The sequence below is a fragment of the Micromonospora orduensis genome, assembly GCF_006228125.1.
GTDB classification, from domain to species: domain Bacteria; phylum Actinomycetota; class Actinomycetes; order Mycobacteriales; family Micromonosporaceae; genus Micromonospora; species Micromonospora orduensis.
Window position 1 is genome coordinate 26,617 of sequence record NZ_VDFY01000197.1, and the last position, 15,265, is coordinate 41,881.

The window sequence follows — 15,265 nt, forward strand, 5'->3', positions numbered from 1 at the left end:
GCTCCCCGTGACACATCTGTGTCGTGTGAGCACATCGGAATGCGTTCACCTGGACAAATACGCTCAGTAACTGTGGATAAGCCGCGTGTCATCCACAGGGGCGGCGGGGACGGTTGGGTGGGTCGCAGGCTCCGGACATGACCTCGACCGAACGTGCCCAGCTCGCCGTCCGCTCGCCCGCCGACCTGATCGCCGCCGTGCCGTACCTGCTCGGCTTCCACCCCGCCGACAGCGTGGTCGCGGTGGCGCTGCGCGGCCGGCAGATCATCTTCGCTGCCCGCGCCGACCTGCCGGCCCCGTCCACCGATCCTGTCGAGCAGGCCCGGCACCTGGCCGGGGTGATCCTGCGGCAGGGCGCGGAGGCAGCCACCGTGGTCGGCTACGGGCCTCCCGAACGGGTGACGCCGAGCGTGGACGCGGTGCGCGTCGCCCTCGCGGGCGCCGGGCTGGAGGTGCTCGACGCGCTGCGGGTCACCGACGACCGCTGGTGGTCCTACCTCTGCCCCGAGGCCGACTGCTGCCCTCCCGAAGGTCGGCGCTACGACGCCACGGCCAACCAGGTGACCGCCTCGGCGGTGTTCGCCGGCCAGGTCGCCCTCCCCGACCGCGCCGCCCTCGTGGCGCAGGTGGCGCCGGTGGTCGGCGACGCCCGGGACGCGGCCCGCGCCGCCACCACCCGCGCCGGGCTGAGACTGACCGAGCTGGTCGGGCAGGCGCCCGCGAGCGACCTGCTCGGCGGTCGCGCACTGCGCTCCGCCGGGGTGGCGGCGATCCGCGAGGCGCAGCGCGCGCAGCGGCGGGGCGTACGGCTCGACGACGACGAGGTGGCCTGGTTGAGCGTTCTGCTGACCCACCTGCCGATCCGTGACCACGCCTGGGAACGCACCGACGGCCGGGACCGGGACATCGCCCTCTGGACCGACGTGCTGCGCCGCGCCGAACCGGAGCTGACCGCCGCACCCGGCGCGCTGCTGGCGTTCGCCGCCTGGCGGGCGGGGCAGGGAGCGCTGGCAGCGGTCGCTCTGGAGCGTGTGCTGGCCCTGCACCCCGACTATTCGCTGGCCCAACTCCTGGACGACCTGCTCCGGCGTGGGGTGCCCCCGTCCGAGCTGGACGGCTGGCCGTCGGTCGGGATGCCGGGCGTGGTCCGTCCCCGCAAGCGGAGCCGACGTGGCCGGCGCTGACCGACCCGGCTGGACGTCCGGTAGTGCCGCTCGACCGCTGAGTCGCGGGGGTGTCAGGCCGGTTGCTCCACCGCGATCCGTTGCGGGCCGGCGTAGACGTTCATGGTCCGGCCGCGCAGGAAGCCGACGAGCGTCATCCCCGCCTCGTCGGCCAGCTCGACGGCGAGGGTGCTCGGCGCGGACACGGCGGCGAGCAGCGGCAGGCCGGCCATCCACGCCTTCTGGGTCAGTTCGAAGCTGGCCCGGCCGGACACCAGCAGCAGGTACCCGGCCAGGGGCAGCCGGCGTTCCCGCACCGCCCAGCCGATCACCTTGTCCACCGCGTTGTGCCGGCCCACGTCCTCGCGGAGCACCACGAGTTCGCCGGAGGGCGTGAACAGGCCCGCCGCGTGGAGTCCGCCGGTCCGGTCGAAGCCGCGTTGGGCGGCGCGCATCCGGTCGGGCAGTTCGGCGAGGAGGGTGGCCGGCACGGTGAGCGGGTCCGCCGAGACCGGAAACAGCGACCGGGTACGGACCGCGTCGATGCTGGCCTTGCCGCAGACGCCGCAGGAACTGGTCGTGTAGAAGTTCCGGGACGGGTCGGTGGTCGGCTCCGGCACGCCGGGGGCGAGCACGACGTCCACCACGTTGTACGTGTTCGGCGTCTCCGCGCCGGCGCACAGCTGCGCCGTGTGCACGTCATCGGTGGACCGGATCAGCCCCTCGGTGAGCAGGAAGCCGATGGCCAGGTCCAGGTCGTCACCGGGGGTGCGCATGGTGACGGCGAGCGGACGACGGCGGCCCGGGCCGGCGGCGCCCACCCGGATCTCCAGCGGCTCCTCCACGGCGAGGGTGTCCGGCCGTCGGACGGCTCCGCGTCCGTCGCCCGCCGCGTCCAGGTCGATCCGGAGTACGCCCCGTCGGTCAGTTGCCCGTCCCATCCCGCCATCCTGCACCCCGCGGCGGTACGCCCGCACGGCCACCGCCCATCGCGCGCCCGCACCGGCCGCGGACCGGGGGCGGCGCGGCTACCGTGACCGGATGGGGTCGTACGCCGCAGTGGTGCTCGCGGGCGGGGCAGCCCGACGGATGGGTGGGGTGGACAAGCCCGCGCTTCCGGTCGGCGGCCGGTCGATGCGTGACCGGGTGCTGGCGGCTGTCGCCGATGCCGCGCCGCGCGTGCTGGTCGGTCCGGCCGAGGCCGTACCGTCCGGCGTGCGGGTCACCCGGGAGGCCCCTGCCGGTGGGGGGCCGGTCGCCGCGACGGCGGCGGGGCTGGCGCTGCTCGATCCCGACTCGACGGTGGTCGCGTTGCTCGCCGCCGACCTGCCGCTGCTCACCCGTGCCGCGATCGGCGAACTGCTGGCCGGCCTCGACGGGCGGCGGCAGCTCGACGGGGTGTGCTTCGTCGACGCCGACGGTCGACGGCAGTCGCTGTGCGGGGTGTGGCGGGTCGCCGCGCTGCGCGTCGGACTGGACCGGCTGGCGGCGGAGCGCGACGGCGACCTGGCCGGGGCGTCGGTGCGGTCGCTGCTGGGCGGTCTCCTCGTCGGGGAGGTGCCCTGGGGCGGTGCCGGCCCGCAGCCCTGGTTCGACTGCGACACTGACGAGGACGTACGCCGGGCGGAGGAGTGGGTGCGATGACGGTGCTGGACGACTGGGTCACGGCGGCCTGCGCCGAGTTGGACCTGGATTCGACCCAGGTCCCCGTGTCGGCGGTGCTGGACGTGGCCCGCGACGTCGCCCACCAGGTGCTGCGACCGGGTGCGCCGGTCAGCGCGTACCTGCTCGGGTTGGCGGTGGGCCGGGGCGCCGAGCCGGCGGACGCCGCGGCCCGGCTGAGCGCTCTCGCGGCCAGCTGGCCGGTGGAGCTGGGCGCCGACCGTGCCGACCGCGGCTCGTTGTCCGATCCCGGTCCGGGCTGATCCGACCTCCGGACGGCGTGGGTAGGGTGGCCGTGACGGACGGAGGCGATCATGACGGCTGACCACCCCTCGGCGCCGGACGGTGAGCTGCCAGGCGGAGCGGCGGAATCGATTCTGCTCGACGAACCCAGCAGCACCGACCTGCGGGCCAAGGTGACCGAGGCGTGGCAGGAGTTCGCCCGAGCCCTGGCCGTACGTCTGCGGGAGCTGTCCGCGGGCGCGCACCTTGAGCTGACCCTGGACCCGACCGCCTCCGGGACGGGGGACGCCGTCTACTCGATCAGTGTCGACGTCGACGATGCCGGCGGCCTCTCCGCCCGGGCGGTCGGGAACGCCGCCCTGCCGGCGGGCTACCGGCTGGACCGCGCCGCGGTGGCCGACATGATCGCGCTCGGCTGGTCTCCGCCGGGTGTGGTGACCGGTTCGGGCAACTCCTTCGGGCTGGACGGTACGACGGCGGAGGCGACCCGCGTCGCCGCGCTGCTCTCCCGGACGCTGCGCGACGTCTACGGTGCCCCGCACCCGGCGTTCCTCGTCTACCTGGTGCAGGACGCCGAGGGTGAGCCGCTGGCCGTGGAGCCGTTGGGCACCGCGCGCAGCGAGTTCGGTCCGGACGCCGACGTCGAGGCCGACCTGGAGGAGGCGCTGGCCGAGGCTGCCGCCGCGCAGGTGGAACGGGACGACGTGCTCGACCTGGCCGACCGGGTGCGCACGGTCGTCTCCACCATGCTCAAGTCCGACACCGACCGGTTGCAGATCGACTCGGACGGCGACATCAACATCCGCGCCGGTTCGGCGATGGTCTTCGTCCGGGTGCGGGACAACCCGCCGCTGGTGGACGTCTTCTCCCCGGTTCTGACCGAGGTGGAGCCGACCGAGCGGCTCTACGTCAAGCTCTCCGAGCTGACCAACCGGATGCCGATCGGCCGGCTCTACTGCGCCGACGACACGGTATGGGCGTCCATCCCGGTGTTCGGCCGCAACTTCCAGGCCACCCATCTGATGCTGGCCGTGCAGGTGATGACGGGCCTCGCCGACGAGTTGGACGACCGGCTGCACGGCGAGTTCGGCGGCAAGCGGTTCTTCGGCGAGGGCGACAAGCCGGTCCGCCGCGACGAGTCGGACCACCGCACCGGCATGTACCTCTAGGCGACGTCCAGCAGCGTCTTGCCGACCGTCGCGCGCGCCTCGATGGCGGCGTGCGCGTCGGCGGCGCGCTCCAGTGGGAAGCGTTGGCCGATCAGCGGCCGGAGTCGGCCGGCCGCCGCGTCCGCGAGGGCCTGCCCGGTGTACGCCCGCAGGCGCTCGGGCGACACCTCCGGGCGGACCTGCGTGACCTGTCGGGCCGTGGCGGCCTCGGGGGAGATGGGGGACCAGGTGCCACTGGCCAGCCCGAAGCTGACCATGCGGCCACCGGGTTCCAGCAGGTCGAACGCTGTCGCGGCGATGTCCCCTCCGACGCCGTCGAACACGACGTCGACCCCGCCCATGGCGTCCAGGACCCGCTCGGCCCAGCCGGGCCGGCGGTAGTCGACGGCCAGTTCGGCGCCGAACCCGGGCAGCAGGTCCACCTTGCGTGGCCCGCCGGCGGCGCCGACCACCCGGCCGCCGGCCCGGGCGGCGAGCTGCACCAGCAGGCTGCCCACGCCGCCCGCGGCGGCCTCCACCAGCACCCGGTCGCCGGGGCGTACGCCGACGGCGTCGATGAGCATGGTGGCGGTACGCCCGTCGGCCAGCAGCGCCACCGCCTCGTCGAGGGCCAGGCCGGTGGGCACCTCGATCGTTGCTGCCGCGTCCACGACCGCGCGTTCGGCGTACCCGCCGAAGCCGCCGGTGGCGCTCACCACCCGCTTCCCGAGCAGCGCCGGGTCGACGTCCGGCCCGACGAAGGTGATCACGCCGCCGACGCCGTTGCCGGGGATCAGCGGGGGTGTGACCCGGAACGGGCCGGGCCGGCCGGAGCGCTGCTGGGTCTCGACGAAGGTGATGTTCGCGTGCGCGACGTCGATCGACACCTGGCCGGGGCCGGGCGTCGGGTCGGGCGCGGTGTCGGGCACCAGCACCTCCGGCCCACCGAACTCACGTAACCAGATCGCCCGCATGGAGTCCCCCTCGTGTCGTGTCAGGCCGCCACGAGTCCACCACCTGAACCGCGCTTGAGGTCAAGCCCGGGTGGACGGACCGACGCCCGGGGATTCCACCAGCCGGGACAGGACGATGGTGCTGCGGGTGGAGGTCACGAAGGACTCCGCGCGCAGCCGCTCCAGGGCCGCCTCCAGGTGGGCGATGTCGGCGGCGCGCAGGTGCACCAGCGCGTCCGCCTCGCCGGAGACGGTGTACGCGCCGACCACTTCCGGGTGTCGACGCGCGGCGACGCCGATCTGCGCGGGGGTGGTCCGGCCGGCGCAGAACAGCTCGACGAACGCCTCAGTCGTCCAGCCGACGGCGGCCGGATCGACCACGGCCGTGAACCCCCTGATCACGCCGGTGGCCCGCAGCCGGTCGACCCGGCGCTTGACCGCTGGGGCGGAGAGTGACACCCGCGTGCCGATGTCGGCGTACGACGCACGGGCGTCGGCGACGAGCAACGCAATGATCCGCTGGTCTACCGCGTCTATCTGCAACGTTCCGCCTCTGGGAAGCAACGGTTGTGGCTGTTACCAAAGTTCTACGGTACCTACTCTTGGTGACCGTGAACCAGCAGCGAGTCTCGCGAAAGCGGACATATCTCATGTGCTCGCCCGAGCACTTCGCGGTCGAGTACGCGATCAATCCGTGGATGGACGTGACCACCCCGGTGGACCGGGACCTGGCCGTCAAGCAGTGGGACCGGCTGCGCGAGACGCTTGTCGGCCTCGGCCACGACGTGCACCTGCTCACCCCCGAGCCGGGCCTGCCGGACATGGTCTACGCCGCCAACGGCGCATTCATGGTGGACGGCAGCGTCTACGGCGCCCGCTTCAAGCACGAGCAGCGGGCCGCCGAGGCCGCCGCGCACCATGCCTTCTACGAGGCGCAGGGCTGGCGGTTCATCGCCCCGAGCGAGACCAACGAGGGCGAGGGTGACTTCGCGTACGTGCCGGAGGCGCACGGTGGCCTGATCCTGGCCGGGCACGGCTTCCGCACCGAGGTCCCGGCGCACGCCGAGGCGCAGGAGGCGCTGGGCCGGCCGGTGGTGTCGCTGCGCCTGATCGACCCGCGGTTCTACCACCTGGACGTGGCGCTCGCCGCCATCGACGACTCGAACGTCGTCTACTTCCCCGGGGCGTTCTCGGCGGCCAGTCAGCGGGTGCTGACCCAGCTCTTCCCGGACGCCGTGCTCGCGGACGACGAGGACGCCATGGCCTTCGGGCTCAACCTGGTCAGCGACGGCGCGAACGTCGTGCTCAACAGCGAGGCCACCCGGCTGGCCGGCAAGCTCAAGGCCGCCGGCTACCACCCCGTCCCGGTCGAGTTGGGCGAGCTGAAGAAGGGCGGCGGCAGCGTGAAGTGCTGCATCGCCGAACTGCGGCACTGACCCGAACACTGCCGCGTACGCCAGGGGCCGACCTCCCGACGGGAGGTCGGCCCCTGCTGCTGCGGGCGCGGGCGGTCAGCCCAGCGTGGCCAGCTCGTTGATCAGCACGTTCGACATGACCTGGCCGTCGCGCTGCACCTCCCGCAGGTACCACTTCTGCTGCGGGGTACGCGGCTGGTTGAACTGCCAGATCCCGCGCGGGCTGTCGATCTGGCCGATCTTGCCGAGCGCCAGGTTGACCTGCTGCGGCGTCGGCTTCCCACCGGTCAGCTGGATGGCCTGGTCGAGCACCTGCGCCGCGTCGTACGACGCCATGGCGTAGGTGGTCGGGGTGGCCTGGTACTTCTTGCGGTACGCCGAGGCGAAGACCCGGTTGGACGTGTTGTTCAGGTCGGCCGAGTAGTTCAGCGCGGTCTGGATGCCCAGCGCGTTGTCCTTGAGGTTCTCCAGCACGGTGCCCTCGGTGAGGAAACCGGGCGCGTAGACGGGGCCGGAGAACTTCTCGCGCAGCTGCTTGATGAACTCCACCGCGGCGGCGCCGGCGAAGAAGCAGAAGACCGCCGTCGGCTTCTTGGCCAGCGCCTTGTTGATGTCCACGGTGAACGCGGTCTTCCCCGGGTTGGCGTTGGCGGTGGTGTAGGTCACCGGGTCGGCGATCCGCGGGTCGGTGGCGCCGAACTCCTGCCGGAAGCCTCGCACCACGTCCGGGCTGCCGACGTTCTCCGGCATGATGATCGCGACGCGGCCGTTGGCCGGCAGCTGGTCACGCAGGTAGCGGCCGAGCGCCCGGCCGGCCTCGTCCAGCACGTAGGACGTACGCCAGATGTAGAAGACACTCTGGAGGCTGCTCGGTGAGGCGTTGGAGCCGATCAGGGGGACCCGGGCCTGCTCCACGGTGTCCCGGATGCCGACCATCACGGCCGAGTTGACGACCCCGGTGAGCGCCAGCACGCCCTGCTTGAGCAGGTCGTCGACGGCGGCCTTGCCGGTCTTGGCGTTGTCGCCCTCGTCGGCGGTCAGCAGGGTGACCGGGTGACCGCCCAACCGCTGGTCGTGCAGGTCCAGAAAGAGCTGGAAGCCGTTGGTGATGTCGTCACCGATGCTCTTGAAGCCGCCGGCCTGCGGCGTGATCAGACCGATCTTGATCGGGCTCCGGTCGGCGGGCTGGGCGTCGGTGTCGGAGCCACAACCGGCGGCGAATCCGGTGGTACCGAGCGCGGCCAGGAGTTGGAGCGCCCGCCTGCGATTCATCTGTGACACCGAGTTCCTTCCCAGGAGCGTTGCAGGGCAGAACACACCGCCCCTCCGGCGTTCTACCTGCTCCGCGACGCTGCGTCAATGGCTATTGATCATCGTGTAGGGACCGCAACACATCGAGGATTCGGGGCCAGGCCGAGGACTGCGGGTCGATCAGCCCGAAATGCTCGTGTCCGGGCAGTTCAAGAAGGGAAATATCGGATCCTGAGGCATGGGCTGCCGCGACGAATTCACGGCTCATCGCCACCGGAACCTGCTGATCCTCCGAACCATGAACGACCACTGTCCGTGTTCGCACGGGCACCAACATCCGTGGATCGGCCGCCGCGTACCGGTCCGGAACGTCCGCCGGGCCGCCCCCGAGCAGCGCCGCCACCGCGCCGGAGTCCAGATCCCGCCGGTACGCCTCGCCCAGGTCGGCCACCGGGGCGAGGGCGAGCACCCCGGCCACCGTGGTCGGCGAGGTGGCCGCCACGTACAGCGCCAGGTGGCCGCCGGCGGAGTGCCCGACCAGGATCGGGGCCGCCCGGTTGACCCGGTCGGGCAGCACCTCGGCGGCCAGTCCGGGTAGTGCGGCGACGCCGGTCAGCGCGTCGTGCAGCGTGCCCGGCCAACCACCGCCAGGCTGCCCGGTACGCCGGTACTCCAGCTGCGCCACCGGATAGCCGAGTGCGGCGAGTGCGGCGGCCAGCGGACCGGTGTGCCGCCTGTCGTACTCGGCCCGCCAGAAGCCGCCGTGCACCACGACGACCAGCGGCCGCGCCGGTCCGCTGCCCGCCGGGGACCGCAGGTCGGCAACCTGGTCCGGGTGATCGCCGTACGTCACTGTGTGGTCGGGCTCCGGGGCGGGCCGGGTCAGCACGGCACGCGGGTCGGCAGGCATGGCGCGACGGTAGCGCGCCCCGCCCGGGTGGTTCGGCCCCGGGAGTCGGTCCCGGGAGGCATGGCTCGCGTCCGCTGGGTAAAGATGGACCCCATGACCGAAGCGCGCTCCGCTGGACACAACGACGAGCCCGGCCCCGACGACTCCGGCCAGTCCGGCACCGTGGTGGTGGTGGGCCCGGACGGCCGACCGATCGGCACGATGCAGACAGAGGAGGGTCAGGGCGAGGACCCGACCCGCCTGGTCGAGCAGCCGGCCAAGGTGATGCGGATCGGCAGCATGATCAAGCAGCTCCTGGAGGAGGTCAAGGCCGCCCCACTGGACGACGCCAGCCGCAACCGGATGCGGGAGATCCACGAGCGGTCGATCGTCGAGCTCAAGGAGGGCCTCGCGCCCGAGCTGCGCGACGAACTGGAACGGATCTCGCTGCCGTTCACCGAGGACAAGGCCCCCAGCGAGGGCGAGCTGCGGATCGCGCACGCGCAGCTCGTCGGCTGGCTGGAGGGCCTGTTCCACGGCATCCAGGCGGCCCTGGTGGCCCAGCAGATGGCAGCCCGGGTCCAGTTGGAGCAGATGCGCGGTGGCCGGCAGGCGCTGCCCAGCGGCCCCGGCGGCGTCGGCGGCGTCGTACCGGGGATGCCGGGCATCGGCCAGCCCGGTGGTGGCGAGGGTCACAACACCGGCCAGTACCTGTAAGCGTTCCCGCTCAGTCCACCCCGAAGACCTTCTCCAGATAGGCCGCCACGCCGTCCTCGGTGTTCGCCGTCGTCACCTCGTCGGCGACCGCCAGGACGGCGCGGTGCGCGTTGGCCACCGCCACGCCGCGCCCGGCCCAGGTCAGCATCGGTACGTCGTTGGGCATGTCGCCGAAGGCCAGCACGTCCTCGGCGGCTATCCCGAGCCGCTCGCAGTACCACGCCAGGCCAGCGGCCTTGGTCACGCCGGCGGCGGAGATCTCCACCAGGCCGGACGCCGACGAGTGTGTCGCCTCGGCCAGCCCCGTCACCGCCGCGGCGATCAGCTCGGCGAAAGCATCCGGGTCCTGCTCGCCGGCTCGGGCCAGCAGCTTCACCGCCGGGACCGAGAGCAGTTCCTCGGGCGTCTCGATCGGTCGGATGCCGTCGGCGTCGGCGTCCCAGCGCAGCGGGTAGTGCGCCTCGTGCCGCATCTCCCGGCTGTCCAGGATCTCCACCGCGAAGCTGATGCCGGGCACCTCGGCGCGCAGCCGCCGGGCCACCTCCGCCAGGTGCTGTGGTGCGAGCGGATCGGCACGGACCACCTCGTCGGCGAACGGGTCGTAGACCACGGCGCCGTTGGCGCAGACCGCCGGCAGTGGCTCGGCGAGCTGGTCGTACACCATCTTGAGCCAGCGGACCGGGCGGCCGGTGACCAGCACGACCGGCGTGCCGCGCGCGGAGATCCGCGCGATCAGGTCGGCGGTGCGTGGGCTGACTGTGTGGTCGTCGCGGATCAGCGTGCCGTCGATGTCGGTGGCGATCAGGCGGGGTGTCTCTCCCATCACCTGGACAGTAGCCGGTCCAGGTACACGGCCACTCCGTCGTCGTCGTTGCGCAGGGTCACCTCGTCGGCGGCGGCACGCAGGGCGGGGTGCGCGTTGGCGACCGCCACCCGGGACCAGCCGGCCCACTCGAACATCGGCAGGTCGTTGGGCATGTCACCGAAGACCAGGACGTCGGCCGGGTCCACCCCGAGGCTCTGCGCCACCACTGTCAGCCCGGTCGCCTTGTCCACACCCGGCGGGCAGATCTCCACGAAGCCGAGCCCGGCCTGGGTGAGCGTGGCCACCTGCGGCGGGATGATCCGGCGGGCCACCGCCAGCAACTCGTCCACGTGGTGGTCGGCGGTCCTGGCGAATGCCTTGATCACGTCGCAGGAGAGGCATTCGTCGCGGGTGCGTGCCTCGAACCGGTCCTGGTAGGGCCAGCTCTCGTGGTAGTCGCCCCAGAGCGGCGCGTCGTGCTCGTCGGAAGCCTCGACCATGACGGTCAGCGGGCCGACCTCGGCCTCCAGGTCGGTGAGCAGGCGGGCCAGCACCTCGGCGGGCAGCCGCTCGTCGCGGAGCACGACGGGTCCGGCGGGATCGCTCTGGTCGACCACCCGGCCACCGCCGGCCATCACCAGGAAGTCGGCGGCCCGGATGTCGTTGCGGGTCAGCTCGGTCAACCGCGGGCCGCGTCCGGTAGCGCCGACCACCGGAATTCCGGCGGCCCGCACCCGGTCGAGCACCCCATGGGTGTACGCGGAGACGGTGTCATCGCTGCGGACCAGCGTCCCGTCGAGGTCGGTCGCGATCAGCTTGGGTAGTCCGGGGCGGGTCATCGTTCCTCCTTCGCCCGCCGCCGTCGCAGCCAGCCGTGCGGTCCTGGTGCAGAGACCCGGCGTGACGGCGGGCAGCAACCGTACCTCGCGAAACAGCCTCCAACCATGGCTTCCAGGCGAATCGGACCCCAACGCCGGGTGCCTGTGGCATGTCGCCCGACATCCCCGTGATCCTGCACGTTCGGTCGCCGTTCTGTGGCGTTCTACACCTTCTGTCGGCCCAGGAAGTGCGGAATCGGCGCGTGGTCAGGGGTTTTGTGGGTGGGCGAAGGGGGTTGTCGGGGTGACTGTCAGGTCGGCCGGGGCGCGGAGGCCGTCCTCGTCCTCGACCGGGTCCCCGTGGCGGCGGCGGGGCCAGAGAGGCCCCGTCCCGCCCATTGGCCGGTCGTCCTCCACTCGTGCCGTCGGCGCCAGCCGCAGGGCCACCCCGAACAGGACGCAGGCGACGAACGCCATCACCAGGCCCCGGCCGTACTCGGCCCGGAAACCGTCCTGCGGCGAGTAGAAGAAGTTCCGCTGGCCGGGATCGTTGAGTGTCGCCGTGGCCGCGACCAGCAACGCCACAAGCGCGCCGGCCAGGGTGAGCCCCACCAACCGGGCGTTCGTTCGGACGGCCGCCGTGCCCCCCAGCGCCAGCGCCACGGTGCACACCAGCAGGAGCAGCCCGACCAGATAACCGATGCCGAAGCCGCCGATCTCGTTCACGCCCGCCGGCACCTCGATCGAGCTGTTTCCCTCAGGGCCGCCGTTGGGCAGGGTCATGACCAGCCACTCGCCCACCATCGACGCGACACCGGCGACCGCGCCGAGACCGGCGGCCAGCAGCGGCAGCCGGGGATCCCGGGTGAGACCGGCCAGGGACCGGCCGAACCGCCGGGCCGGGGCCGGATCGTCGTCGCCGCCCCACTCGATCACGGCCGGGCCGTCGGGCGGGTCGCCCTGCCGGGGGATCGGCAGCTCCTCGGACATCGGCCATCCCTCCGCCGGTCACGGGCCTGCGTCGAATCATGGCACAGTCAGCGGTTGGTGACCGGAATCGCAGGGCGGTCGTCGGTCCCGGTCGGTCGCTCGGCGGTCGCCTTTCCGCTAGCGTTCTGCTCATGCCAATTCGTACCGCTTCAGCACAATGGCAGGGCAACCTCACCGAGGGCTCCGGCACCGTCCGCACCGGTAAGGGCGGCCTGTCGGGCAACTACTCCTTCAAGTCGCGCTTCGAGGAGGGCGAGGGCACCAACCCGGAGGAGCTGATCGCCGCCGCGCACGCCGGCTGCTTCTCGATGGCGTTCTCCAAGGCTCTCGCCGACGCCGGCTCGACCCCCACCTCGGTCGAGACCACCGCCAAGGTCCACCTGGACAAGACCGACGCCGGGATGACCGTGACCCGGATCGAGTTGGAGACCGTCGGCCAGGTGCCGGGGATCGACGACGCGGAGTTCCAGAAGCTCGCCGAGGCCGCCAAGGCCAACTGCCCGATCTCCCGCCTGCTCTCGCCGGGCGCCGAGATCACCCTCACCGCGCGCCTGGCTTCCTGAGCCGGACGACAGGCACACCGCGCGTCCACGGAACGGGAGAGTTCCCCTTTCGTGGACGCGCGGGTCCCGGTCGTCCATCAGCACCCGGGCCGGGTGCCTCCGCGTCGGGCACAATGGGCGAGGTGCCGGTGGAGATGAGCCGTGAGCGCTTCGAGGAGTTGGTAGGCGAAGCCCTCGACGAGGTGCCCGAAGAACTGCTCGGCCTGATGAACAACGTGGTCATCCTGGTCGAGGACGACCCGCCGCCGGGCGAGTCCGAGCTGCTCGGCCTCTACGAGGGGCACGCGCTCACCGACCGCGGCTGGGACTACTCGGGCGTGCTGCCGGACCGGATCTTCATCTACCGCCGTCCGATCCTGCGGATCTGTGACAACGACGAGGACGTCATCGACGAGGTGGCGGTGACCGTGGTGCACGAGATCGCCCACCACTTCGGCATCGACGACGCGCGCCTGCACGCGCTGGGCTGGGGCTGAACCCCGGGGCCGACCCCGCCGCGCCGCTCGGCTGATGGTCCCTGGTTGCCGGGGTCGCCTACCGTCGGTGCAGCGAACGCGACCCTATTCAGGAGGCCCTTTCATGCGCAGCGAGCTGTTCTCCGCGGAGAATCTGGAGAAGGAGTCCGCGCAGCCCGGCATGCGGCTGCAGAACTCCAAAATGTTGAAGATCGAGCTCAACGGCGAGGCGATGGCCCGGGTCGGGTCGATGGTCGCCTACCAGGGCAACGTCCAGTTCCAGGCGCTGGGCTCGGGTGGGCTCGGCAAGTTCCTCAAGCAGAAGCTCACCGGCGAGGGCGTCCCGCTGATGAAGGTCTCCGGTCAGGGTGACGTCTTCCTCGCCGAACTGGCCAAGGACGTGCACATCATCGACCTGGAGCCGGGCGACGCCCTCTCCATCAACGGGTCCAGCGTGCTCGCCTTCGACTCCACCCTGCAGTACGACATCAGGATGGTCGGCGGGGCCGGGATGGCGTCCTCGTCCGGTCTGTTCAACTGCGTGTTCAGCGGCTACGGCCGGATCGCCATCACCACCAAGGGCACCCCGGTGGTGCTCAACGTGGACGCGCCCACGTACGTCGACCCGCAGGCCGCCGTCTGCTGGTCGGCCAACCTCCAGACCGGCTACCACCGCGCCGAGCAGCTCGGCCTCGGCACGCTACTGGGCCGTCGTACCGGGGAGTCGTTCACGATGAGCTTCGCCGGTCAGGGCTTCGTGGTGGTTCAGCCGTCCGAGGAGCCGCCGGTCATGGGCAGCGGTCAGCAGCAGCAGGAGGGCGGTCTGCTCGGCGGTCTGCTGAGCTGAGCACACCACTGCGGGCGTTCCCGGGTCATCGGGGACGCCCGCGTTTCTGCGGTCAGGTCAACTCGCCGGTGCGCAGCCGGGCCAGCCAGGCCGCCGCGTCGGCGTAGTCGGCGTCGGACAGACCGGCCGGGGCCGGCACCGGCCGTTCGGCCGCCGCCTGCGTCCAGCGGTGCCGGGGGTACGAGCCCAGGAAGCGCACGTCGGCGCAGACCCGGCGCAGACCCTGCAACGCCTCGCCAAGCCGTACGTCGGCCACGTGCCCGGTGCAGTCCAGGAAGAAGACGTACCGGCCGAGGGCCTCGCCGGTCGGCCGGGACTCGATCCGGGTCATGTTGACCCCCCGGACGGCCAGCTCCATCAGCACCGACAGCAGGGCGCCGACCCGGTCGTGGGCGATGTAGACGGCGAGCGAGGTGAGGTCGTCGCCGGTCGGCGGCGGGGGTGGCCCGGGGCGCGACACCAGCGCGAACCGGGTCACCGCGTCCGGATGATCGGCGATCTTGTCGGCGAGCACGGTGAGCCGGTGCCGGGTCGCCCCGATGGGCGCGCAGATCGCCGCGTCGTACTCGCCGGAACCGGCGCCGGCGGCCGCCGCACCGTTGGAGAGCACATCCACCACCACCGCGTCGGGCAGGTGGTCGCGCAGCCAGCCCCGGCACTGGTTGGACGCCTGCGGATGGGCCGCGACGACGCGGACCGACGTCAGTGAGGTGCCCGGCCGGGCGCCGAGCACGAACTCCACAGGCAGGATCACCTCCCGGGTGATCACCAGTGGCTCGCCCTCGGCCATCTCGTCGAGGGTGACGCCCACCGCGCCGCCGATCGAGTTTTCCAGCGGCACCAGCGCGGCGTCGGCGTCCCCGGCCCGGACGTGGTCCAACGCCTCCCCGACGCTGCGGGCGGGCGTACGGGTGCCGCGCTCGGCGGCGGGGAGGGTGCGCAGGGCCTGCTCGGCGAAGGTGCCCTCCGGACCGAGGTAGACGAAGCGCGTCGGTGGTGTTCCCGGCATGTCGACAAGCCTACGCACCCGGCCCGACGACCGGGCCGGCGTCGCAGGCGAGCGTCCGGATCCCGGTCGGCCCGGTGGCGCGTACCTCGATGGTGCACACGTCGGTGCCGGCGGTGACCAGCTCCGGCGCGGTCGGCCGGCCCCGGGTGACGACCTGGAGCTCCTCGTGCCCGGTCACCTCCAGCACCGTGTACTGCCAGTCGGCGGCGCAGAGCGGCCCGGTGCGGACCTGGACCCGCACGCTGGGTGGAAGCACGCCGGCCCGGCCGTGCAGCAGTTGCACGATCCGCTGCCCGGTCGGCCCGTTCCGGCAGGGCGCCGCGACCAGCCCGGGGTC

Annotated in this window: 18 protein-coding genes and 1 pseudogene; 9 read left to right on the top strand and 10 right to left on the bottom strand. The window is 72.3% G+C overall.

Annotated elements, in window-relative coordinates:
- Positions 1-137 precede the first annotated feature (137 nt).
- Positions 138-1,184 carry a DUF4192 domain-containing protein gene (locus tag FHG89_RS22770; RefSeq protein ID WP_139586441.1) on the top strand — a complete coding sequence of 349 codons (1,047 nt, stop codon included), beginning with the start codon at positions 138-140 and terminating at the stop codon, positions 1,182-1,184.
- A gap of 53 nt (positions 1,185-1,237) precedes the next feature.
- On the opposite strand, the gene fdhD is transcribed toward FHG89_RS22770, so the two are convergent.
- Positions 1,238-2,104: a formate dehydrogenase accessory sulfurtransferase FdhD gene (gene fdhD / locus FHG89_RS22775; protein WP_139586442.1), complete on the bottom strand. Its 867-nt coding sequence runs from the start codon at positions 2,102-2,104 to the stop codon at positions 1,238-1,240.
- A gap of 100 nt (positions 2,105-2,204) precedes the next feature.
- Between fdhD and mobA the strand changes: the two genes are divergently transcribed.
- Genes mobA through FHG89_RS22790 form a run of 3 tightly spaced genes read left to right on the top strand, consistent with a single transcriptional unit; the run spans position 2,205 to position 4,237 of the window.
- Positions 2,205-2,807 carry a molybdenum cofactor guanylyltransferase gene (gene mobA, locus FHG89_RS22780; RefSeq protein WP_139586443.1) on the top strand — a complete coding sequence of 201 codons (603 nt, stop codon included), beginning with the start codon at positions 2,205-2,207 and terminating at the stop codon, positions 2,805-2,807.
- On the top strand, positions 2,804-3,088 hold the full coding sequence (locus FHG89_RS22785; protein ID WP_139586444.1) for a DUF6457 domain-containing protein: 285 nt from the start codon (positions 2,804-2,806) through the stop codon (positions 3,086-3,088). Before mobA ends, FHG89_RS22785 begins: the two co-directional genes overlap by 4 nt.
- Positions 3,089-3,139: 51 nt before the next feature.
- On the top strand, positions 3,140-4,237 hold the full coding sequence (locus FHG89_RS22790) for a YbjN domain-containing protein (RefSeq protein WP_139586445.1): 1,098 nt from the start codon (positions 3,140-3,142) through the stop codon (positions 4,235-4,237).
- On the opposite strand, the gene FHG89_RS22795 is transcribed toward FHG89_RS22790, so the two are convergent.
- Both FHG89_RS22795 and FHG89_RS22800 read right to left on the bottom strand, forming a co-directional pair.
- On the bottom strand, positions 4,234-5,190 hold the full coding sequence (locus FHG89_RS22795) for a zinc-binding dehydrogenase (protein ID WP_139586446.1): 957 nt from the start codon (positions 5,188-5,190) through the stop codon (positions 4,234-4,236). The genes FHG89_RS22790 and FHG89_RS22795 overlap by 4 nt on opposite strands.
- Positions 5,191-5,250: 60 nt before the next feature.
- Complete coding sequence (locus tag FHG89_RS22800; RefSeq protein WP_007453771.1) at positions 5,251-5,712, bottom strand: Lrp/AsnC family transcriptional regulator; 462 nt, start codon at positions 5,710-5,712, stop codon at positions 5,251-5,253.
- 59 nt (positions 5,713-5,771) lie between these two features.
- Here FHG89_RS22800 and ddaH point away from each other — a divergent pair, with 59 nt between their 5' ends.
- Positions 5,772-6,605, top strand: coding sequence for a dimethylargininase (ddaH, locus tag FHG89_RS22805; RefSeq protein WP_341874270.1), 834 nt, complete (start codon positions 5,772-5,774; stop codon positions 6,603-6,605).
- 75 nt (positions 6,606-6,680) lie between these two features.
- Here ddaH and FHG89_RS22810 read toward each other — a convergent pair whose 3' ends face one another.
- Together FHG89_RS22810 and FHG89_RS22815 are read right to left on the bottom strand one after the other, a co-directional pair.
- The gene (locus FHG89_RS22810) at positions 6,681-7,865 is read right to left on the bottom strand and encodes an ABC transporter substrate-binding protein (RefSeq protein WP_139586447.1); all 1,185 of its coding nucleotides are present in this window, start codon (positions 7,863-7,865) and stop codon (positions 6,681-6,683) included.
- 82 nt (positions 7,866-7,947) lie between these two features.
- On the bottom strand, positions 7,948-8,745 hold the full coding sequence (locus FHG89_RS22815; RefSeq protein ID WP_139586448.1) for an alpha/beta hydrolase family protein: 798 nt from the start codon (positions 8,743-8,745) through the stop codon (positions 7,948-7,950).
- 84 nt (positions 8,746-8,829) lie between these two features.
- On the opposite strand from FHG89_RS22815, the gene FHG89_RS22820 reads away from it, so the two are divergent.
- Entirely contained in the window at positions 8,830-9,441 is a 612-nt protein-coding gene (locus tag FHG89_RS22820; protein WP_139586449.1) for a bacterial proteasome activator family protein, read from the top strand.
- 10 nt (positions 9,442-9,451) lie between these two features.
- Here FHG89_RS22820 and FHG89_RS22825 read toward each other — a convergent pair whose 3' ends face one another.
- The 3 genes from FHG89_RS22825 to FHG89_RS22835 form a co-directional block, all read right to left on the bottom strand.
- A complete protein-coding gene (locus tag FHG89_RS22825) occupies positions 9,452-10,264 on the bottom strand; it encodes a Cof-type HAD-IIB family hydrolase (RefSeq protein WP_139586450.1) in 813 nt (270 codons plus the stop codon).
- Positions 10,264-11,085: an HAD family hydrolase gene (locus FHG89_RS22830; protein WP_139586451.1), complete on the bottom strand. Its 822-nt coding sequence runs from the start codon at positions 11,083-11,085 to the stop codon at positions 10,264-10,266. Before FHG89_RS22830 ends, FHG89_RS22825 begins: the two co-directional genes overlap by 1 nt.
- A 246-nt stretch (positions 11,086-11,331) precedes the next feature.
- The gene (locus FHG89_RS22835) at positions 11,332-12,054 is read right to left on the bottom strand and encodes a hypothetical protein (protein ID WP_139586452.1); all 723 of its coding nucleotides are present in this window, start codon (positions 12,052-12,054) and stop codon (positions 11,332-11,334) included.
- 131 nt (positions 12,055-12,185) lie between these two features.
- On the opposite strand from FHG89_RS22835, the gene FHG89_RS22840 reads away from it, so the two are divergent.
- From FHG89_RS22840 to FHG89_RS22850, 3 genes are all read left to right on the top strand, one after another.
- A complete protein-coding gene (locus FHG89_RS22840) occupies positions 12,186-12,617 on the top strand; it encodes an OsmC family protein (RefSeq protein ID WP_139586453.1) in 432 nt (143 codons plus the stop codon).
- Positions 12,618-12,745: 128 nt separating this feature from the next.
- Positions 12,746-13,093: a metallopeptidase family protein gene (locus tag FHG89_RS22845; protein WP_208761067.1), complete on the top strand. Its 348-nt coding sequence runs from the start codon at positions 12,746-12,748 to the stop codon at positions 13,091-13,093.
- A gap of 103 nt (positions 13,094-13,196) precedes the next feature.
- Positions 13,197-13,919: an AIM24 family protein gene (locus FHG89_RS22850; protein WP_030487734.1), complete on the top strand. Its 723-nt coding sequence runs from the start codon at positions 13,197-13,199 to the stop codon at positions 13,917-13,919.
- Between the two features lie 52 nt (positions 13,920-13,971).
- Here FHG89_RS22850 and pheA read toward each other — a convergent pair whose 3' ends face one another.
- A complete protein-coding gene (gene pheA / locus FHG89_RS22855; RefSeq protein WP_139586455.1) occupies positions 13,972-14,928 on the bottom strand; it encodes a prephenate dehydratase in 957 nt (318 codons plus the stop codon).
- A gap of 10 nt (positions 14,929-14,938) precedes the next feature.
- Positions 14,939-15,265, bottom strand: a pseudogene (locus tag FHG89_RS22860) (hypothetical protein); the annotation flags it as partial.